Source organism: Legionella geestiana (assembly GCF_004571195.1).
GTDB lineage: Bacteria > Pseudomonadota > Gammaproteobacteria > Legionellales > Legionellaceae > Legionella_B > Legionella_B geestiana.
The window spans coordinates 1,654,240-1,673,771 of the sequence record NZ_CP038271.1 but is presented as its reverse complement, the minus strand read 5'-3'; the positions used below and the strand labels follow the sequence as shown (position 1 = coordinate 1,673,771).

The following is a 19,532-nucleotide window of genomic DNA, read 5'->3' as shown; positions in this document are numbered from 1 at the left end:
AACATCAAGGATGTGGACCATGGCGATTGAATTGAGTCACCCGGACTGTTACATCAACCGCGAAGTCTCCGCTCTCGCGTTTAACGAGCGCGTGCTTGCACTGGCGCATGATGAGCGGGTGCCGCTTCTTGAGCGCATGCGTTTTCTCTGTATCTGCAGCGGGAATCTGGACGAGTTTTTTGAAATCCGCATGGCAGGATTGCGCGAAAAAATCGCACTCTCCTCGCGCAGCCCTGCGCTGGACGGCCAGCCTGCGGAAGAACTGTTTTCGCATCTCAGCAAGGGGGCTCACCGCCTCTCAGATGAACTCTACCGCATTTATAACGCCGAGCTTTTGCCGGCGATGGCGCGCGAATCCATCCATTTTCTGCCGACAGATGCATGGTCTGACGATATTATCATGTGGTCCAAGCACTATTTTAAAAATGAAATACTGCCGATTGTCAGCCCCATCGCGCTCGATTTAGCGCACCCCTTCCCGCGGCTTTTCAATAAAAGCCTGAATTTCATTATCGCCTTAAGTGGCAAGGACGCCTTTGACCGAAACATCGATTATGCCGTGGTGCATGCACCGCGCGCACTGCCGCGCATGCTGCGCCTGCCCTCAGAGCTTTGTCCTGATGGCACTTATTTTGTACACCTGTCCTCCATCATCAAAATGCACGTTGGTAACCTTTTCCCCGGCATGGAAATTGGCGGCTGCCACGCTTTCAGGCTGACACGCAACAGTGATTTGTTTTTGCGTGATGAAGAAGTCGATGACCTTGCCGCAGCGGTTCAGCGAGAAATTTTCTCACGCCACTACGGACATGTGGTGCGGCTTGAGGTAGATGCCGCGTGCCCGACTTCCACCGTGGATTTTCTCCTGCAAAAACACCACCTGCGCCATGAAGATGTCTATTTTTGTGATGGACCGGTGAATCTGCATCGCTATCTTGGTGCGGTTAACAGCATCAACCGCCCTGATTTAAATTATCAACCCTTCAAACCGCAGTATCCAATGTTCATGGAGAACCGGCGAAACCTGTTTGCGGTTCTTGATGAGCAGGATATCCTGCTGCACCATCCTTACCAAAGCTTTGATGTAGTGATTGATTTTGTGCGCCAGGCAGCCGCCGACCCTCAGGTGCTCGCCATCAAACAAACGCTCTATCGCACGCATTCGGGCTCTGTAATGGTAAGTGCGCTTGCAGAAGCGGCGCGTTCCGGCAAGGAGGTCACCGCCGTAATCGAACTGCGTGCGCGCTTTGATGAAGAATCAAACCTCAAACTGGCCAACCGTCTGCATGAGGCAGGAGTGCTGGTGCTTTATGGGGTTGTAGGCTATAAAACACATGCAAAAATGACGCTGGTGGTGCGCCGTTTTCATGGGAAACTCAAGCGCTACGTGCATTTAAGTACCGGTAATTATCATGAAAAAACGGCGCAGCGCTATACGGATATGGGATTGCTGACCAGTGAGCCGTCTATCACGACTGATGTCCAGATGATTTTTCAGCAATTGACGGGCCTTGGTAAAACGGTGCGGCTGAAGTCGCTGTTCAATGCGCCCTTTACGCTGCAAAAATGCCTGCTTGAACAGATTGAAAAATGCACACAGGCAGCCCTTGCAAAAAAGAACGCGGAAATTTTCATCAAGGTGAACGGCCTCACCGACAAAACCATGATAAAGGCTTTATACGAGGCATCGATAGCCGGCGTAAAAATCCATCTTTTTGTGCGCAGCATCTGCTGCCTTAAACCGCAGGTTGCCGGTGTTTCAGAAAACATCCGTGTGACCTCCATTGTGGGGCGTTTTCTTGAACATCATCGCATTTACCATTTTCTGGCAGACGAAGAAGAAACGATGTTTTGCTCCAGTGCGGATTTGATGGAGCGCAACCTCTATAACCGCATTGAAATTTTATATCCGATTCTGGATGCAGAGTGCCAGAAGCGCATTCGTCAGGAAATTATTAAAAACTACCAGAAGGACAACCGTGACGCGTGGGAAATGCAGGCCGATGGCAGCTATCTTGCGAACACCTCGGGACGCCACAGTGCACAAACCTGGCTGCTTGAACATTTTTCCAAAGAAAAGGGCGCCTGAAGGCGCCCCTTGAAAAAGCCACCGAATTAACGGGGCATTTCTTTCCACCAGTTCGTCTGGGTTTCTGTCGCCCATTTGCCATCACGCATGCGGGCAATAAATGCTTCTGTTTTTTCGGGAGTAGACATGCCTTTGTCAAGCTTGATGCACCAGTCCCATTTGCCGCTCGTGGACCACATGCTCTCAACACCATCCCACTTCATCATTTCCTGAAGTTTTTCCCATTGCATAGGACTTTTCATGTAAATTACGCTGTGCCAGTTGTTCGTCATCATTTTTCATTCCTTGAAAGTGATTGCGTGATTGTTCCTGTTCGAAGACAGGTCTTTTCAACGTAGTACGGCTATTGAAAATAGTCCAGAAAATTACGCGCGATTTTTTTGTAATTTTCTTCTATAGTTAAAAAAACGCCTTTAATCAACGGAATGCAGCGCATGAAAAAAAACGGCATCAGTCTGCGTGGAACTGTCCCCGCTGAAGCAGCCTTCATCCTTTCACCAGAGGCCATGGATTTTCTGACACACATGGAGCGGCACTTTCGAGAAGAACGCCGGATACTTCTAAAAAAACGCGAGGCGCGACAGGCACTTCTGGATAGTGGTGGAACGCTCGATTTTCTGTCGGAAACGGAAAACATCCGCAAGGGCAACTGGCGCCTTGACAATACTCCCCATGATTTGCAGGACCGGCGCGTGGAAATCACAGGCCCCGTGGAGCGAAAAATGATGATAAACGCGCTCAACAGCGGCGCGCGCGTTTTCATGGCGGATTTTGAAGACTCCAATGCACCGACCTTTGCAAACTGCCTGCTCGGTCAGCGCAACCTGTTTGATGCCGTGCGCAAAACCATCACGTTTACAGACCCAAACTCTGGTAAACACTACGCCCTGAACGAAGAAACTGCCGTTCTGATGGTGCGCCCGCGTGGCTGGCACCTTGATGAGGCGCACGTACTGGTGGATGGTGAGCCGATGTCCGCCTCGCTCTTTGACGCCCTGCTGTATCTCTTTCATAACGCTGAAGCCCTGAAGCGCCATAATACAGGACCCTATTATTATCTGCCCAAAATGGAATCACATCTTGAGGCACGTCTTTGGGCTGACGTGTTTACGGAAGCAGAGCGCTTTCTTCACATGCCGCATGCCTCCATCAAGGCAACTGTGCTGATTGAAACCATTCCGGCCGCTTTTGAAATGGATGAAATCATTTATGCGCTTCGTGATTACATCACAGGACTGAACTGCGGGCGCTGGGATTATATCTTTTCATTCATCAAAAAATTCCGTAACCACCCTGACTGCATCCTTCCAAACCGGGCCGAAGTCACCATGACCAGCCCGTTTCTCGCAGCCTATGTGAACCTTTTGATTCAAACCTGCCACCGTCGGGGCGTACATGCGATGGGGGGCATGGCCGCACAGATACCGATTCGCAATGATGAAGTGGCAAACAGAGAAGCCTTTCTGCGGGTGCTTGAGGATAAAACACGTGAAGTGAATGCCGGTCATGATGGCACATGGGTAGCACACCCAGGCCTCATTCCTGTAGCCATGGAGGCGTTTAACCGGGGAATGCCTGGTCCGCATCAACTCTCAAGGCAGCCTGATGTGCACATCAGGCGCGAAGACCTTCTCTCCATACCTCAGGGCAAAATAACGGAAGATGGCATTCGCAATAACATCCGCGTTGGACTTTTATATCTGAAATCCTGGCTCCTGGGGAACGGCTGTGTGCCTGTCAATAACCTCATGGAAGACGCGGCTACGGCTGAAATCTGTCGCGCTCAGCTCTGGCAGTGGCTGCACTTTGCCGCCCCCGTTGAAGGCATCGGACCTTTGCGTGAATCGCTGCTGCGCTCCATGATGGAGGCCATTTTTCAGGAAGAAATGCAAGCCATAACGGGAAAGAGCAGTGAAGCAGAGGCGCTCCAGCATGCACACAAAGTACTTGATACCCTGATTTTTGGCACGAAATTTGAAGATTTTCTTACAACCGTTGCATATCCCTATCTCATAGAAGGAAATCGCCATGGACACACGGGAGCAGATTCAGCGTCTTGAAAAAGACTGGACAACCAACCCCCGATGGCACGGTATTGAGCGCCATTACAGCGCCGAAGACGTGGTTCGACTGCGTCCCACGCTTCGCATTATTCATACGCTGGCCGCTCATGGCTGCCATAAATTGTGGAGTATGCTGCAGGAAGACCAGCCGGTGACGGCTCTTGGCTGCCTGACCGGCAACCAGGCTATCCAGGCGGTTCAGGCCGGACTTAAGGCCATTTACTGTTCCGGCTGGCAGGTGGCGGGTGACCATAACAGCGCGGGTCAGGTGTATCCTGACCAGAGCCTGTATCCGGTGGATTCCGTGCCAAAACTCGTTGAAACGATTAATAATGCCCTGTTGCGTACCGATGAAATTCACCGCCTCGGCAACGACACTTCCATCGACTGGTTTGCGCCCATTATTGCCGATGCCGAGGCTGGATTTGGCGGCAACCTGAATGCCTTTGAGCTCATGAAGCACATGATTCGCGCCGGTGCCGCTGCCGTTCATTTTGAAGATCAGCTCGCATCCGCCAAAAAATGCGGCCACATGGGAGGCAAGGTGCTGGTGCCGACGATGGAGGCCATCAATAAACTGGTGGCCGCGCGCCTTGCCTCTGACATCATGGACGTGGCAACCCTCATTATCGCCCGAACAGATGCGAATGGCGCCAACCTGATAACCAGCGATATAGACCCCAACGACCAGGAATTCCTGACCGGTGAGCGTTCTGTCGAAGGCTATTACTATACCAAACCCGGATTAGAGCAGGCCATCAGCCGTGGACTGGCCTATGCGCCCTTTGCCGATATCATCTGGTGTGAAACCTCCAAACCCAATCTTGAGGAAGCCCGCACGTTTGCCAAAGCCATTCACGCGCGCTTCCCGGGCAAGCTGCTCTGCTACAACTGCTCGCCATCGTTTAACTGGCAGGCGAACGTCTCCGAGCACGACCTGAAAACCTTTCGCGAACAACTCTTTGCCATGGGGTATCGCTACCAGTTCATCACCCTTGCCGGCTGGCACTGTTTAAATCTTGCCATGTTTGAAACCGCCAAATCCTACTGTGAAGAAGGCATGCTCGCCTACTCAAGGCTGCAGCAGCAGGAAATGCGCCGGGAAGCAGATGGTTTTCGCGCAACGAAACACCAGGCGTTTGTAGGCACGGGGTATTTTGACGCGGTGCAAAACACCATTATGAAGGGTCAAAGCAGTACAACGGCGCTTAAAGGCAGCACCGAACATGAGCAGTTTCATCCGCATGGGAAAGCGTAAGAATAGCGACAGGGGCGCAATCAGCACCCCTGTCAGGAATTAACGACAGGAAGGCCCTGGCGATGACGCTTCTGTAGGCTCAGCTTCCGGCTGTTGGCACCATTTTTCAGACAGTTTCACCCCACGCGCGGCTTCTGCCACATGGGTGTCGGCATTCTCGAGAATACTCTTCAGTGCTGCCGCATCCAATGCCACTAAAAGCTGCAGCGGGTCAGGAGTAGACTGCCCGCGTAAAGCCTTCACCAACGCCCCTGTTTGTTTAGGCGCGTCCAGTAAAAGCGGTAACTTTTCATTTGAGGCGGAGAGTACGGTCTCTTTCCAGTCGCGACAGCCTGCCTTCTCAAGGCCTCCAGCCAGCTCACAAAAACGGTGAGCGCGCTTGATGAGGATGGCGTATTTTTCAGCGTCCTCCACGTCTTCTTCAAATAACCCCGTTTCAAGTGCCAGCATCACGGCGGCGAATGCAAGGTAGTGCGTGGAATCACGCCCCTTGTCTGAGCAGTTCTTCCAGAAAAGCGCTCGCCCTCTGTCTGTCATCCCTTCAACCGCCGTTGGGTCATCCGGTGAATAATCACGACCTTCGATGGTGAGTATGGGATTACCGACTGCCACCTCAGCCTGCTCCCCAAATGGATGCGACCGAACTGCAACGCATTCTGCGCCAATTAAATCCAGTATCTTCTGCGAACTGCTGGCCATAGTTTTCCTTTTCAGTGTTGAATGGTAGAACGTGGAAGGTTTCTCTTAAGGGTTGTCCCTGACAATTATTGCATCATGGCATCACGAAGTTTTTTCATGGCGTTTTTCTCAAGCTGGCGCACACGCTCAGCAGACACCTGGTATTTATCAGCAAGCTCGTGGAGCGTGGCTTTGTTCTCTACCAGCCAGCGTTGACGAATAATGTCCTGGCTGCGATCGTCAAGGCCATCAAGCGCGTGGAACATGGACTCACGTCCTAAATCACGGCTGTCTTCCTGCTCAAGAATATGCAGCGGATCGCTGTCTGCGGCCTGCAGGTAGCGCTCCGGTACCTGGGCGGGACTGTCGTCATCTTCATCGGTGGCATCGAAGGACACATTTGCCGCATACATGCGCTGCTCCATCAGGCGAACATCTTCCGGCGTGACGGACAAATCTCCGGCGATGGCGTCAACCTCTTCAGGACTCAGCCAGCCAAGACGCTTGCGTGCCTGGCGCAAATTAAAGAAAAGTTTACGCTGAGCTTTAGTGGTGGCGATTTTAACGATGCGCCAGTTGCGCACAACGTATTCGTGAATTTCCGCCTTTATCCAGTGAATGGCGAAAGACACCAGCCGCACGCCAATGGTGGGGTCGAAACGCTTCACCGCCTTCATAAGGCCGATGTTGCCTTCCTGCACAAGGTCGCCAAGCGGCAGACCGTATCCAAGGTATCCACGCGCCACCCGCACCACATACCGTAAATGTGCCAGAACCAGTCGACGCGCCGCCTCAAGATCACCCTCTTCGTGAAAGCGGCGCGCACAGGCGAGCTCTTCCTCAGGTGAGAGCATGGGGATTTGGTTGACGTGATGGATGTAGGCATCCAGACTGCCAACCGGTACATGCAGGGCGGAAAGCTGCAGGGACTGATTCATGGATACACTCCTGTTCAATCAAATGAAAAAACTTGATTCATTTTAGCACATTTTAAGAACAATGAGCATGCTACGGCAATCGAGGCTCTCCGGTCAAGTCCGTGCACCCTCATCGCGCGACAAAAAAGGCAGAACCGCGAGCTTTGCCCCCATCCAGCCCAGAAGTGCCGCGAGCAATACCGTCAGCACGGTCTGCATAAAACTGACACCCTGAACGCTAAATTGCGTAGCATACGCTTCTGCTACTCCGTTTACGGCACTACGCAGGCTCCAGAGCAGCGACTCGGCAAAAAAGAGCGCGAGCAGAGCACCGCCCGTACCAAGCCATATTCCAGAATAGAGAAACGGACGGGCGATATAACTGTCAGGCGCGCCCACAAGCTTCAATACACGAATCACTTCCATGCGCGCATGCATCAGGAGTCGCATCGTATTGCCAATAATCAACACGACCGCACCGGCAAGGAGCAGCATCAGTCCGCGGTCAAAGGCGTTCAGAAGATTCATGAGCGCATGCAGTCGGGTGACAAAGGCGCGGTCTTCCTGAACCTCTTCAACCAGCGCGCTTGTGCGCAAACGGTCGAGAAGCGCATCTTCAGCCGCTTCAGAGGTGACCGACAGTGACGGCGTGACATCAATCACGGCAGGCAGCGGATTATCTGGAAGGTACTGGAGCACCTCTCCCATGCCACCCTCAGCGGCAAGCTCGGCAAGCCCTTCGGCCGGCAGTTTCAGCACGGCATCGCCAACGCCCGGCAGGCTCGCGAGCGTATCGCGCACGGCACGGGCCTCTTCTTCCGTAACGCCACTTTTGAGGTACACGGCCATATGGCCCCCGTTACGCCAGTCCACCTTAAGGCCTGAGAGGTTGTGAGACACTACCCACAGCAGCGTTGGCAGCGTCAGCGCAAGCGCGATAACCGTCATCGTAAAAAGGCTTGAGAGTGGACGCGCGGCGAGTTCATTAAGACTGCTCAGGGCGGCCTGACGGTGGTGCGTGAGACGCAGGGACATTCGGCTCAACATGCGCGGCCTCCTTTTAAGCAGACAATCCGGTGCTTCATGCTGGCTATAAGGCCCAGCTCGTGAGTGGCCACCAGCACGCTGACTCCCGCCTGGTTTAACTGTTCAAAAAGGCGCATGATTTCCACCGAAAGCCCCGGGTCAAGGTTACCGGTAGGCTCGTCTGCGAGCAGGAGTGCGGGCTTGTGCACAATGGCGCGGGCAAGGCCAAGACGCTGCTGTTCGCCGGCAGAAAGCTGCGGAGGCAGGCTGTTTGCACGGTCAAGAAGCCCCACCCTGTCGAGGGCTGCATGCACCCGCTTCTGGAGTATGGCGCCGGGCATTCCCTGAATATGAAGCGGCAGGGCAATGTTTTCGAAAACCGTGCGGTCGCTCACGAAAAAAGGCGATTGAAACGTTATGCCAAGTGTTGAGCGAAAAGGTGCAATACCGGATTTTTTTAACGTATCGAGACGCACGCCATTAACCGTTATCTGGCCCGCGGTCGGGCGTTCCAGCGCGCACACAAGTTTCAGAAGGCTGCTTTTACCGGCACCGGAGTGCCCGGTCAAAAACACCATTTCTCCTTGCTCCATGGAAAAATCCACCTGCGACAGCGCCTCAAATCCCCCAGGATAACGCTTGGAAACCTTTTCCAGACGAATCATGTCTTCACTCCCCGTGTTCAGGAACGTCATCATGCCCGAGAATGGCGCGAACGTATGCGTTCGCGTCAAAGGGACGCAGATCGTCAATCCCCTCACCCATGCCCACAAATCGAAGCGGTATTTTCAGGGTATCGGCGATGGCGAGAAGTATGCCGCCCCGCGCCGTGCCATCGAGTTTGGTCATGGTGATACCACTTACCGCCACCGCCTCATGAAATTCACGTGCCTGATTAACCGCATTCTGGCCAATGCCTGCATCAAGCACCAGCATCGTTTCATGCGGTGCCGCCGGGTCAATTTTCTGCAGGACACGGCGAATCTTGCGCAATTCCTCCATCAGGTTGCCCTGAGTGTGCAGGCGCCCGGCCGTATCAGCTATCAGGATGTCCATCCCGCGAGCTTTTGCTGACTGAAAAGCATCAAAAACCACCGATGCGCTGTCAGCACCGGTGCTCTGCGCGACCACCGCGACATCGTTACGCTCGCCCCAGGCCTGCAACTGCTCAACCGCCGCAGCACGAAACGTGTCACCTGCAGCCAGCATCACCCGCTTGCCCTGCTCGCGAAAGTGGCGGGCCAGTTTTCCGGCCGTAGTCGTTTTACCGGCGCCGTTAATGCCGACCATAAGAATCACAAAGGGACTGGCATCGGGAGTCATTGGTTCGAGCGGCTGGGCACAGGGGGCAAGAATCGCACGCAGGTCTTCTTCCAGTGTCGTAAAGAGTGCCTCTGAATCTTTCAACTGATGGCGCGCGAGGCGTGCCCGCAGCGCATCAGTAAGCCGCGTAGCAGTGTCAATGCCGACATCCGCGCTGATAAGCAGCGTCTCCAGCTCTTCAAGAAGTTCGGGGCTGATTTCCTTACGCCCGAGAAACAGTCGGCCAATGCGCTCCCCAAGCTGGTGGCGCGTCTTTCCAAGCCCCTCTCGAAAGCGTTCAAAAATCCCGCGAGGCGCTTCTAGGGCAACCTGCGTGCCGGGCTCGTGTGAGGTCGGAGCTTCGGGCGTGGTGTTTCGCTTAAACCATTTCATCATGGGGTGTACAACGATAGTTAAATGTGGAATTCTATCACCTTTTTCAACACAGGGTTAGCATGCCTAAACTTCTGCCATTTTTGCTCGCACTCTGTGCAGGCAGCGCTCTTGCCGCCGTTGAGCAGTTTAAGCTGGATAACGGGCTTCGCGTTATCGTAAAAGAAGACCATCGCGCGCCGGTGGCCGTTTCCATGATATGGTATAACGTGGGTTCCGCCGATGAGCCAGCCGGCATCACCGGAGTCTCTCACGCGCTTGAGCACCTGATGTTCAAGGGCACCAAACGCTACCCTCTCGGTGTCTTTTCAAAAACTGTCGCCTCCATTGGCGGTGAAGAAAACGCGTTCACCAACAATGATTACACCGCGTATTACGAAAAAATTGCGGCTAAAAATCTCCCCCTGATGCTGGAGCTTGAAGCCGACAGGATGAAAAACCTGCTGCTTGACCCTCAGGAATTCTCGCGGGAAATCCGCGTTATCCAGGAAGAGCGGCGCATGCGCACCGATGACAATCCCAAAGCACTCGCCTTTGAACGCTTTATGGCCGCAGCCCATCTCTCAGCACCTTACCACAGCCCGGTTATTGGCTGGATGAGCGATCTTGAGCACATGCGCGTTGAGGATGCCCGTACCTGGTACGCCCGTTATTACGCGCCCAATAACGCGACACTGGTGGTGGTTGGCGATGTAAATCCGCAAAACGTGAAAGCGCTTGCGCAAAAATATTTTGGCGACCTGAAGCCCTCTTCGCTGCCAGAACGCAAAACTGTTATGGAGCCGCCGGCGCTCGGTAAAAAGACCGTGCAAATCAGCGCACCGGCGCAGCTGCCAATGGTCATGCTCGGCTATTCCGTCCCGGGCGTCACCACGGCCAAAAATCCTGAAGATGCGTATGCGCTGGAAGTCATCGCCGGTATTCTTGATGGCGGCGAAAGCGCGCGTTTTCAGCGTGAACTTGTACGCAGGGAGCGCATCGCCGCATCTGCCAGTGCCTGGTATAACCTGTATGCGCGCTACACGACGCAGTTTATCGTTTTTGGCACTCCCGCAGCAGGCCATACCTCAAGAGAGCTTGCCAGCGCGCTGCAGAAATCCCTTGATGCGCTGAAAACCGAAAAGGTTTCCGAAAAAGAGCTCCAGCGGGTCAAAAACCAGATAATTGCGCAAAAAACCTTTGAGAAAGATTCGCTGTTTGGTCAGGCAATGGAAATCGGACTGCTTGAAACGGTCGGGCTTGGCCAAAAAACAGGCGCGGACTATGTCAAACGTATCCGTGCCGTGACGCCTGAGAATATCCAGGACGTTGCCAGACGGTATTTCCGCGCGCAATCGCTGACAGAAGCCGAACTTTTTCCTGAACCACAAAACGGGGCCTCGTGATGAAAACTTCCCTGCTTGCCCTCCCCCTCTGCCTTGCAAGCTTTGCCTGCGCAGCAAAGGCCATACTGCCTGGTACCGAACGCTGGGTGACCACCAGCGGGGTTCGTGTGGTCTTCTATCCCGCACACGAAGTGCCGATGCTCGATATCAATGTGGCACTGGCCGCAGGAAGCGCTTGGGATGACAAACATCCAGGCCTCAGCATGCTGACAGCAAGCCTTATCGACAAAGGCAGCCGCGGGCAGGATGCAACACAGATTGCCGAGCGGCTTGAAAACACCGGCGCACAGTTTCGCGCTCAGACAAGCCGTACCATGCTGGCTCTGAGTCTTCGCACCCTCACCGAACCCGAAGCCCTGAGTGAGGCGACCGGTGTGTTTGCCGATATGCTGGCTCATCCTGATTTCGATAATGAGGCTGTTCTGCGTGAGAAAGAATTGCAGAAAATGGCGATTCATGAAGGCAATGAATCCCCCGACAACGTGGCCAGCAACACGTTTTTTGCAAAACTCTATGGGACGCATCCGTATGCGCATGCCGTCACCGGTACCATTGAAAGCGTCAATGCCATAAAGCGTGATGACGTACGAACGTTTTACAAAACGTATTTTACCGGACGTAACACCGTCATGGTGCTGGTTGGAGATATTGATTCTCAAAAAGCGCACGCGCTTGCAGACGCCATCACCCGCGACCTGCCAAAAGGCGCACCGGCGCCAGTCATTTCCAAAGCGTCCCCGCTTACAACTGCGGAGAATGCAGCGGTCCCGTTTCCGTCCAGCCAAACGGTGCTTCGCCTTGGCGAAGTCAGCATTGACCATCATTCTCCAGACTATTTTCCCCTTACAGTCGGCAATTACATTCTGGGGGGTGGAACTCTTGTGTCGAGACTCAGCCTTGAGGTGCGCGATCGCCGTGGTCTTACTTATGGTGTGTCCAGCCAGTTTGCCCCCATGCCGGCCGGTGGCCCGTTTTTGATTGGTCTATCGACTAAAACGGCAAGTGCTGCAGAGGCACTCGCGCTGACACGCGATACCCTTAAGGACTTCGTCGCGAAAGGACCAACAGACGCAGAGCTTGCCGCGGCGAAGCAGTTTTTACAGGGCAGCTTCCCGCTCTCGCTCTCCGGTAACCGCAACATTGCCGAGCTGTTGTTAAAAATCGCATTCTATAACCTGCCTGAAGAGTATCTCGACACGTACCTGGCGCGCATCAACGCGGTCAATGCCGATGCCATACGAACGGCGTTTCAGAAGCATATTAAACCCGGTCAGATGTTAACCGTATCAGTAGGGAAAATGGTTTGAAGCCTGGTATTCGCATCATTGGCGGGCGGTTTCGCGGTCGGAAAATCCCGGTGCCGGACTGCCCGGGTCTACGCCCGACCACGGACCGAGTACGTGAAACCCTCTTCAACTGGCTGATGCCGCGCATGCATGAAGCGCGTTGCCTTGATGCCTTTGCCGGCAGCGGCGCGCTCGGTTTTGAAGCACTCTCACGCGGCGCAAACGCCGTTGTCATGCTCGAAAAAGACGCAAAGGCGCACGCCAGCCTGCAGCGCGTTGCCGAGACACTTAAGCGTCCTGAGCTGCAGATAATTAAAACCGATACCTGCATATATCTTGCTGAGGCCAGCACCGCCTTTGATATTATCTTTCTCGACCCCCCCTATCATGCAGGTCTTCTTGAAAGCTGCCTTGCACATATTGAAAAGAACCGCCTGCTGACAGCTGAGGGCGTCCTGTATGTTGAAGCCGCGGCTCCCCTCAGTCCCCCTGCGGCGTTTCAGGTGCTTCGAGAAGGTCGGGCGGGACTTTCGCACTATGCGCTGTGGATATGGTCGCGTTGAACCAAATCCTTCATACGCGAATCAGCCGGATGGCGCGAATCTTCTTGACAAGCAGTAAGTCTACTGTTTCAATCAACGGAGACTCTATCCAATCCAATCAAGCCCTAATGAAGAAGAGATTCATCCTGTTTGTCGCAGTTGCCGCCCTGCTGGCCGGATGCGCCACCACTACGTTTAAAAAGCCGCCAGTGAATGCGCCGGCTGATGATGCGTCCATCAAAATTGCTGAAGCGGCTAATTCTGTCAGTGAATCCATGTATGCCATGGCACGGGTGGAGAAAGTTATTACCCCGCCAGCACACGATAATACCCTGAGCATCCCCAATGCCTATGACCTCCAGGCACGCGCTTCCGTCGACTGGGCGGGGCCGGTGCAGGAAGTTACCGAGCGCGTGGCGAAGGCCGCACATTTTCGCCTGCGGGTGCTTGGACGAGAGCCCGCGATTCCCGTACTGGTGAGCATTACCGCTGAAGACAAAAGTCTTGCTGAAATCCTTCGTGATATCGACTATCAGGCTGGCAGCAAGGCCAGTATCCATGTCTATCCCAACAGTCAGGTTGTTGAATTGCGCTATGCGAAAATTTATTCCTAGTCTTCTTGTGACCGCCGCTCTGGTGCTCGGCGGCTGCGCCCCCCGCACGCCACAGCGAACCGGAGATACCGGCTCACTGGCCGGCCTTCAGTCAATGGCCGATACCGGTGGAACCGCGCGCACGCGCTCACGTACCTCACAGCAAATGAGCAAAATTCGTGAAATGGCTTTGCGTGAAACCGCCCTGAGTCTTGGTGCGCAGGCAGCTCTTGCCGCGCGCGCCAAGGAAATTGACGAGCAGCTTAACAAGCAGGCGCGCCGTCTGGACACCATTTTTGACTTTAACGCTCTCGTGCTTGAACATAATGTGCTGCCACCGGTGCTTCTGGAAGGCCGTAACACGCTGAACCTTGCTGATACCCAGACCATCCGCGTCTCCGACAGAACCTATAAAGTCTCAAAGCAGGCTCGTTTTGTCACGACCCCGCCAAACTGGCGCCAATACCTCTGGATGGACTATAAAAAGCCTGAGTACCCCAATGTTACCCTGCTCCCGAAAACCCGTGCCGAACGACAATTGTGGTGCCATTACATCGAAAAAGGCTGGAAAAACGGCATTGAACAGGCCAACACCATTCTTGAGGAAAGCGTTGCACGCATCAAGGAAGACTTTGCAGGCATGATTCTTTATCGAAAGCTGCTGGCCATGAACATGGTCTCGGCACCGTTTGTATCGCACACAGACCTCGGCGTTACCGGGGATGCGAATGAAATTCATATCGATGACCGTGTACTGCGCATCACTGCTCTGCCGGCACTGAATGTCAACAGCGAAGAGTGGCGCGCCGCCGTTGCCCGAGAGGAAAATACCCTTGCTCAGTATCGCAACATGGAAAAAGTCGCGCGCGGTGCGGAAATCAACATCACCAGCAAAGCCTGGCAACCCGTGATTGCACCCATTAATGACCGGGGGATGCCATGAACAACCTGAACTTCATGCCGGATGAGCCATCACGGTTTACCCCGCTTTTCATGGAGAAAATGCTGGAGCATGCCGAGAGCCTGAACGCGTCTGACATCACCATCCAGACAGGCGAACCCATCTATGCTGAGGTGTATGGACGGCTTTTGCGTCTGACTAACCGGCGCCTTTCGAATACGGAAGTGGGCGACCTTATCAACAACATTTACGGCCCTAATGCTACAACGCAACTTTTATCCGGTAAGGACATTGATACGCATTTTGAATTTCGTCCAAACCGTGGTCTGCGTTACCGCTACCGGGTGAATGGTACTGCATGCCTTGTTGAGGGACATGATGCTATCCAGATAACGCTGCGTACCATCCCGACTACTCCGCCAAAACTTGAATCCATGGGGTTGCCTGAGAACATACTCGAAGCCATAGCCCCACAGGAAGGCATCGTATTTATTACTGGCGCCACCGGTTCAGGAAAATCAACCCTGCTGGCATCCATTATTCGAAGCCTCATCGAAGCGGATGAGTCTAACCGCAAGGTATTAACCTACGAAGCGCCCATTGAATTTGTTTACGATGAAATTGAAGCTGCATCTTCCGTGGTCAGCCAGTCAGAAATTCCCCGTCATCTGCCAAATTTCGCTGATGGTGTGCGTAACGCCCTTCGGCGCAAGCCGCGGCTCATCATGGTGGGAGAGTGCCGTGACGCGGAAACCATCAGTGCCGCCCTTGAGGCCGCGTTAACCGGTCACCCGGTCTATACAACCCTGCACACGTCGGGTGTGGCCGAAACCATGCGCCGCCTCGTAACCTCCTTTGCCGGTGAAGAGCGCCTTGGGCGCACTATTGATATTCTCGAAACCATTCGCCTCTGTATCTGGCAAAAACTGGTGCCGACCGTGGATGAAAAACGGGTGGCGCTGCGGGAATATCTGGTGTTTGACGAAGCAACGCGCGACATCCTGCTGGAGTCTGATCCGAACGAAGTAACCGCTGTTACCCGACGACTCGTTCGTGAACGCGGTCAGTTAATGACGGTGGACGCCAAGGCGAAGTTTGAACAGGGTATTATCAGTGAACGTGTCTACAAGCTGATAACCGCAGGCACAAAAGACTATTCTCAACACGGGTTTTAAGGCTCAGGCCTGCGTACGGACAAAATTGTTGTCTTCTCAGATCTCATGCTGGAGTTAGCCCCGTGCCGCCACATGGATGGGTTCCTGCCTGCGCGGGAATGACAGGATTCGGGGTGTGTGCAGAGGCCAAAATCTCTCCCACACTGTCTTCCCCGCGCAGGCGGGGACCCATTCGGGATGTGGCACGGAGCCAGCGCATGGAACGATTCAGCCTGCTCACGGTACAAAAATACACGTGAATCCCCCGGCGCGGAAAAAATGTCCCGTACACAGGGCTCAGGCACATCCTCATTACAAGATGCTGCAAATGCGATGCAGGGTGTCATTGTGCGCTTTAATGCACAACCCGTCAAAACTTCATGTTTTCGCTTCACATCATGCACTGAGGACTCTCACTAAGTACACATGCATGGCGCATGTGCCATGCACGATAACCGGTACTCTCCCACTTAAGACTCTTCTCCACCGCCGACACTGCCTCCCCCTTTGCCTGAAGCACCGTCGGATTTGCCAAGGATCTTCTGGATACCTCCTGAAGCGGTCTTGGTAACCTGTGCCTGTGCACGGGTGACAGACTCTTGCGCTTTTTCCACTTTACCTTTGGTTTCTTCTGACCATTGCAGCGTTTCCTGACCATAGCTCTCCGGCTGTCCGCCAATCCAGCGCAGCACTTTATCCGGCAGCATGGCAATGAGGGTAAACGACTTTTGTACGACCGTCATGTACATGCTGGTATAGATGAGTGCAGAGAAGAAGTAGGCATAAATTCCAGCCCAGTCACTGTAGCCTCCCGTACCGGAAACCGCGGTTGACTGCTGTTGCTGTTGGTACATCGCTTTTGTAGCCTGACGACCTGCCGTAGCCTGGTCACTTTCAAGGGGATTCACGATACTGCCGGACTGAATGAAGGCAATGGCGTGGTCGAATCCAGTATTAATCAGCCACACACCGACATAGGTCAGTGCGATTCCTGCGATAAACCCGATTATCATTAACGAAGGACGCAGGAACACGTTCATGAGCAGCATCATCGCCTGCTCCCCTTTACCAAACGCTTCATGCCCTTCCGGGTGCGTAACGCCGAGTGCCACAATCGGTGCCGCAACCATGGCCTCAATCACGGCCATCATCCATGCAAATGCCCCAAAGGTGAAAATCATGTAGGGAAGCATCGGAATATAATACGCGGTAAGAAACCCGACGCTAAACATGACGCCAAGCCATGCAAAAAGGAGCGGCATTCCCATCATCATGAGAGGGAAGATAAATATCCCAAAGAGTGGAATCATTGAGGCCGAAATAGCCACGCTGATGAGGTTAATCCAGAGGTTGCTGGCAAAATTGATAAACGCAGCTCCCATATTGGCCAGAGCAACAACCGGGTTAACGTTTGGAGCATCGAGGATTTCGAGGCCGGATTTAAACATGGCAGCAATTCCCTCAAGAGGAATTGTAATAAACGCCACTACCACGGTATTAATCACCTGCATCATTACATTGAGGAAGGTATTGTAGAGTATCAGGAAAATGATATTGTAAAAAATATCTCCAAGCAGCTTACCAAGGCAGAAGGAGAAAAACATAATCCATACCCGGCCACATTCAAACTTCATTTTTTGAAGCTTGGTGACCTTAACCTCTACATCAATGCTGAATTGATTCAAAAAGGTAAGGGGCGCGAGACCTGGCTGGTTAGGCAGCTGTAAGGCAGACGCATTGTTAATGTAGCCATAGACCGTATCCGCCATTGGCCCAACCGTGACGGGATTATTCTTCCCAATCGATGGCATGTTAATTCCAGGAGTATTACCAATCGCACCACTGATAAGCGCGTTTATCTGGTCAATACGGGTACTGCTTCCCTGAAACCAGGCGCAGAGAGGCGCGTACTGCTGCGAACAACCCTGAGAGGAGAAGGGGCTGCTGAGGCTTGCCACTACGTCAAAGGAGGTATTACTGTCCAGACCGGAGGAGGTATCCGTCAGCTGACTGGAGTTATCAAAATTAGTCGCTGAAGGTTGCCCCTGGTAATACACCTGATTCAAGTTGACTAAATCGAAGAAATAGCTGCCCGCCATAATCCAGCCCTGCAGCGAAGCATTCTCGATAAATGCACGTGCATTGGCCTGACTCTGGTTATCGTTTGCCTGCGCCAGAAGATTCAATGTCGGCATCATGATACCGGTATAATCGGCCAGTGCGTTTTGAAACTCTGTACCCGTCAGCAGAGGGGATGTCGAGTTGTTCTGATCAGCCCCCCACAGGATACAGGCTGAGGGGTTGGTTGTCGGATCGCACACCTGATTGTTGACCGTGAGCGGTACACCGAACTGCGTTCTTGCAAAAGGGGGCTGCCCTTCAGGTACCGGGCTTGAAGAAGGTGTTGTTGCCAGTTGCGGCGAGTTATTAACCATGGAAATCGCTACAGACTGTAAATCCATGTACATTTGCTGAATGGCGATTGCACGTGACATCTGCGCGGTTTCGAGGTCGCTCGAGGTAAGAGACGGGATGTTCTGCTGCACGCTGCTGGTTTGTGAGTCAGGCAGCGCGTTCCACGTAATGGTTCCGCAAATTCCATTAAGGAAGGCATAATCGCTGCCTGAGGACAGGTTCGGCATGGGAACACTGAACGAACTGGGCGAAGTAGCAACCGCATTGGTTCCGTTTTGCACAAGGCTTATGCCGCCCGCCTGAGTAGCGTTGCTCTGTGCGGTGACCGCATTCACTGAACTTAAAAAACCGCTTGGCGCATCGGCATCGCAGAAGGCTTTGATAGTCGGATTGGCGCCGGTGCCATAACAGGGCCCGGATGACTGTTCAGCAGCATCCTTATAAGCTTTTTGTTGCGCAGCCAGTTGATTCTGCAGACCAAGCATGCACACCTGTCCGGCGAGAATACCTGCCGCACCCTTGGCCACAGCGGAGTTTCCTGACAAGAGCATGGTAGAAGGATTCACCTGCCCCTGAATAATGACGCCTCCGCGGTTCAAATAATTAAGAGCAGCATTCCAGACTTTATCCGCAGCGCCCACCCCCTGCACCACAACCCACATGACAAAAATCTGCATCACGCAGTACCCACTGGCTTTAGGCATCAGGAGAGCAAGGCCTGCGGTTGAGCGCAGCGGCACCCAGATGGAGGACCATTTTTGTCCGAGCATCTGGCCTTCCTGCGCAGTATTCATAGTGGAAACAATGAGGGTATACATGATGACGATACCGCCAAGCCCCAGCACACCGGCGTTGAACACCATGAACATGTTGCCCATTATCTGGCTGCCGGTTCCATGCAGCACACCGTCAACTACGCCAAAGAGGTTTGAGAGAAATATGACGGAAACGTCAGTTGGCGGCGGCGCCAGTGACATATTATCGGCCATTGCCATGACCGGCATGAGTGCGGACAATAATCCCAGTATGTATTTTTTCATGGCTTCTGACCTCTTAACCCTTCTCGATACCACTCCCCGAGGGTGCAGCCCAGTTTGCGCTCACGTATCTGGAAATACCAGAAGTGGTAGCGGAATGCGAGCGCAAGCGCCACCAGCATTATCACGAGACTTAAACAGGCGGCGGTATAGCTTCCGTAAACAAAATGATAAACAGAGTAAATAAAAATCAACATCGCAAGCGCCACCATGAAGAGGCTCAACCGATACAGTGATTTGCGGCGTGTGTCCAAATCGCTCTCTGTCAGACCAAGACGTGCAACCGTCGCCTCGAATCCCTCGCCTTCCTGCTTTTTCTGTGGGATAAACAATCTGGCAAAAACCTGACCAAGGTACAGGGTGATTGATTTCATGCGATCGAAATCGAGCCAGCCACGCATGGCACCGCCGATGCGACCAACAATTCTCCTGGTGCGAGATTGTTTTTTCATGGTTTTTTCAAGACCCCGGTAGACTTTTACTCATCTTACTA

Annotated in this window: 17 protein-coding genes; 9 read left to right on the top strand and 8 right to left on the bottom strand. The window is 53.4% G+C overall.

Annotation, left to right across the window (positions count from 1 at the left end):
- The first annotated feature begins 19 nt into the window (after positions 1-19).
- Complete coding sequence (gene ppk1, locus E4T54_RS07340; RefSeq protein WP_028387245.1) at positions 20-2,089, top strand: polyphosphate kinase 1; 2,070 nt, start codon at positions 20-22, stop codon at positions 2,087-2,089.
- 26 nt (positions 2,090-2,115) lie between these two features.
- Here ppk1 and E4T54_RS07335 read toward each other — a convergent pair whose 3' ends face one another.
- On the bottom strand, positions 2,116-2,364 hold the full coding sequence (locus tag E4T54_RS07335) for a hypothetical protein (protein WP_238582810.1): 249 nt from the start codon (positions 2,362-2,364) through the stop codon (positions 2,116-2,118).
- Positions 2,365-2,523: 159 nt separating this feature from the next.
- Here E4T54_RS07335 and aceB point away from each other — a divergent pair, with 159 nt between their 5' ends.
- Positions 2,524-4,149, top strand: coding sequence for a malate synthase A (gene aceB / locus E4T54_RS07330; RefSeq protein ID WP_051551048.1), 1,626 nt, complete (start codon positions 2,524-2,526; stop codon positions 4,147-4,149).
- The gene (gene aceA / locus E4T54_RS07325) at positions 4,118-5,410 is read left to right on the top strand and encodes an isocitrate lyase (protein ID WP_028387247.1); all 1,293 of its coding nucleotides are present in this window, start codon (positions 4,118-4,120) and stop codon (positions 5,408-5,410) included. The genes aceB and aceA overlap by 32 nt, the downstream gene beginning before the upstream one ends.
- 39 nt (positions 5,411-5,449) lie before the next feature.
- Here aceA and E4T54_RS07320 read toward each other — a convergent pair whose 3' ends face one another.
- The 5 genes from E4T54_RS07320 to ftsY all read right to left on the bottom strand — a co-directional run bounded on the left by E4T54_RS07320 (position 5,450) and on the right by ftsY (position 9,729).
- Positions 5,450-6,109, bottom strand: coding sequence for a hypothetical protein (locus tag E4T54_RS07320; protein WP_028387248.1), 660 nt, complete (start codon positions 6,107-6,109; stop codon positions 5,450-5,452).
- A 65-nt stretch (positions 6,110-6,174) separates the two neighbouring features.
- Complete coding sequence (gene rpoH / locus E4T54_RS07315) at positions 6,175-7,026, bottom strand: RNA polymerase sigma factor RpoH (RefSeq protein WP_028387249.1); 852 nt, start codon at positions 7,024-7,026, stop codon at positions 6,175-6,177.
- Between the two features lie 93 nt (positions 7,027-7,119).
- On the bottom strand, positions 7,120-8,052 hold the full coding sequence (ftsX, locus tag E4T54_RS07310) for a permease-like cell division protein FtsX (protein ID WP_028387250.1): 933 nt from the start codon (positions 8,050-8,052) through the stop codon (positions 7,120-7,122).
- A complete protein-coding gene (gene ftsE, locus E4T54_RS07305) occupies positions 8,046-8,696 on the bottom strand; it encodes a cell division ATP-binding protein FtsE (RefSeq protein ID WP_028387251.1) in 651 nt (216 codons plus the stop codon). The genes ftsX and ftsE overlap by 7 nt, the downstream gene beginning before the upstream one ends.
- A 4-nt stretch (positions 8,697-8,700) precedes the next feature.
- On the bottom strand, positions 8,701-9,729 hold the full coding sequence (gene ftsY / locus E4T54_RS07300; RefSeq protein ID WP_028387252.1) for a signal recognition particle-docking protein FtsY: 1,029 nt from the start codon (positions 9,727-9,729) through the stop codon (positions 8,701-8,703).
- Positions 9,730-9,788: 59 nt separating this feature from the next.
- Here ftsY and E4T54_RS07295 point away from each other — a divergent pair, with 59 nt between their 5' ends.
- The 6 genes from E4T54_RS07295 to dotB all read left to right on the top strand — a co-directional run bounded on the left by E4T54_RS07295 (position 9,789) and on the right by dotB (position 15,608).
- Positions 9,789-11,111, top strand: coding sequence for a M16 family metallopeptidase (locus E4T54_RS07295; RefSeq protein ID WP_028387253.1), 1,323 nt, complete (start codon positions 9,789-9,791; stop codon positions 11,109-11,111).
- Positions 11,111-12,418: a M16 family metallopeptidase gene (locus tag E4T54_RS07290; RefSeq protein ID WP_028387254.1), complete on the top strand. Its 1,308-nt coding sequence runs from the start codon at positions 11,111-11,113 to the stop codon at positions 12,416-12,418. The genes E4T54_RS07295 and E4T54_RS07290 overlap by 1 nt, the downstream gene beginning before the upstream one ends.
- A complete protein-coding gene (gene rsmD / locus E4T54_RS07285) occupies positions 12,415-12,960 on the top strand; it encodes a 16S rRNA (guanine(966)-N(2))-methyltransferase RsmD (protein ID WP_028387255.1) in 546 nt (181 codons plus the stop codon). Before E4T54_RS07290 ends, rsmD begins: the two co-directional genes overlap by 4 nt.
- Before the next feature lie 107 nt (positions 12,961-13,067).
- Complete coding sequence (gene dotD, locus E4T54_RS07280) at positions 13,068-13,553, top strand: type IVB secretion system lipoprotein DotD (RefSeq protein ID WP_035903748.1); 486 nt, start codon at positions 13,068-13,070, stop codon at positions 13,551-13,553.
- The gene (locus E4T54_RS07275) at positions 13,534-14,475 is read left to right on the top strand and encodes a type IV secretion system DotC family protein (protein ID WP_028387257.1); all 942 of its coding nucleotides are present in this window, start codon (positions 13,534-13,536) and stop codon (positions 14,473-14,475) included. Before dotD ends, E4T54_RS07275 begins: the two co-directional genes overlap by 20 nt.
- 14 nt (positions 14,476-14,489) lie before the next feature.
- Positions 14,490-15,608: a Dot/Icm type IV secretion system ATPase DotB gene (dotB, locus tag E4T54_RS07270; protein ID WP_028387258.1), complete on the top strand. Its 1,119-nt coding sequence runs from the start codon at positions 14,490-14,492 to the stop codon at positions 15,606-15,608.
- 449 nt (positions 15,609-16,057) lie between these two features.
- Here dotB and dotA read toward each other — a convergent pair whose 3' ends face one another.
- Together dotA and icmV are read right to left on the bottom strand one after the other, a co-directional pair.
- On the bottom strand, positions 16,058-19,042 hold the full coding sequence (gene dotA, locus E4T54_RS07265) for a type IVB secretion system protein DotA (RefSeq protein ID WP_035903832.1): 2,985 nt from the start codon (positions 19,040-19,042) through the stop codon (positions 16,058-16,060).
- Positions 19,039-19,491 carry a type IVB secretion system protein IcmV gene (gene icmV / locus E4T54_RS07260; RefSeq protein WP_028387260.1) on the bottom strand — a complete coding sequence of 151 codons (453 nt, stop codon included), beginning with the start codon at positions 19,489-19,491 and terminating at the stop codon, positions 19,039-19,041. Before icmV ends, dotA begins: the two co-directional genes overlap by 4 nt.
- Positions 19,492-19,532: the final 41 nt, after the last annotated feature.

Coding starts and splice junctions, on each gene's coding strand:
- dotD (WP_035903748.1), top strand. CDS start 13,068: ATGAAGAAGAGATTCATCCTGTTTGTCGCAGTTGCCGCCCTGCTGGCC.
- icmV (WP_028387260.1), bottom strand. CDS start 19,491: ATGAAAAAACAATCTCGCACCAGGAGAATTGTTGGTCGCATCGGCGGT.
- E4T54_RS07290 (WP_028387254.1), top strand. CDS start 11,111: ATGAAAACTTCCCTGCTTGCCCTCCCCCTCTGCCTTGCAAGCTTTGCC.
- ftsY (WP_028387252.1), bottom strand. CDS start 9,729: ATGATGAAATGGTTTAAGCGAAACACCACGCCCGAAGCTCCGACCTCA.
- E4T54_RS07320 (WP_028387248.1), bottom strand. CDS start 6,109: ATGGCCAGCAGTTCGCAGAAGATACTGGATTTAATTGGCGCAGAATGC.
- aceA (WP_028387247.1), top strand. CDS start 4,118: ATGGACACACGGGAGCAGATTCAGCGTCTTGAAAAAGACTGGACAACC.
- aceB (WP_051551048.1), top strand. CDS start 2,524: ATGAAAAAAAACGGCATCAGTCTGCGTGGAACTGTCCCCGCTGAAGCA.
- dotB (WP_028387258.1), top strand. CDS start 14,490: ATGCCGGATGAGCCATCACGGTTTACCCCGCTTTTCATGGAGAAAATG.
- ftsX (WP_028387250.1), bottom strand. CDS start 8,052: ATGTTGAGCCGAATGTCCCTGCGTCTCACGCACCACCGTCAGGCCGCC.
- E4T54_RS07335 (WP_238582810.1), bottom strand. CDS start 2,364: ATGATGACGAACAACTGGCACAGCGTAATTTACATGAAAAGTCCTATG.
- rpoH (WP_028387249.1), bottom strand. CDS start 7,026: ATGAATCAGTCCCTGCAGCTTTCCGCCCTGCATGTACCGGTTGGCAGT.
- dotA (WP_035903832.1), bottom strand. CDS start 19,042: ATGAAAAAATACATACTGGGATTATTGTCCGCACTCATGCCGGTCATG.
- ppk1 (WP_028387245.1), top strand. CDS start 20: ATGGCGATTGAATTGAGTCACCCGGACTGTTACATCAACCGCGAAGTC.
- E4T54_RS07295 (WP_028387253.1), top strand. CDS start 9,789: ATGCCTAAACTTCTGCCATTTTTGCTCGCACTCTGTGCAGGCAGCGCT.
- ftsE (WP_028387251.1), bottom strand. CDS start 8,696: ATGATTCGTCTGGAAAAGGTTTCCAAGCGTTATCCTGGGGGATTTGAG.
- E4T54_RS07275 (WP_028387257.1), top strand. CDS start 13,534: ATGCGAAAATTTATTCCTAGTCTTCTTGTGACCGCCGCTCTGGTGCTC.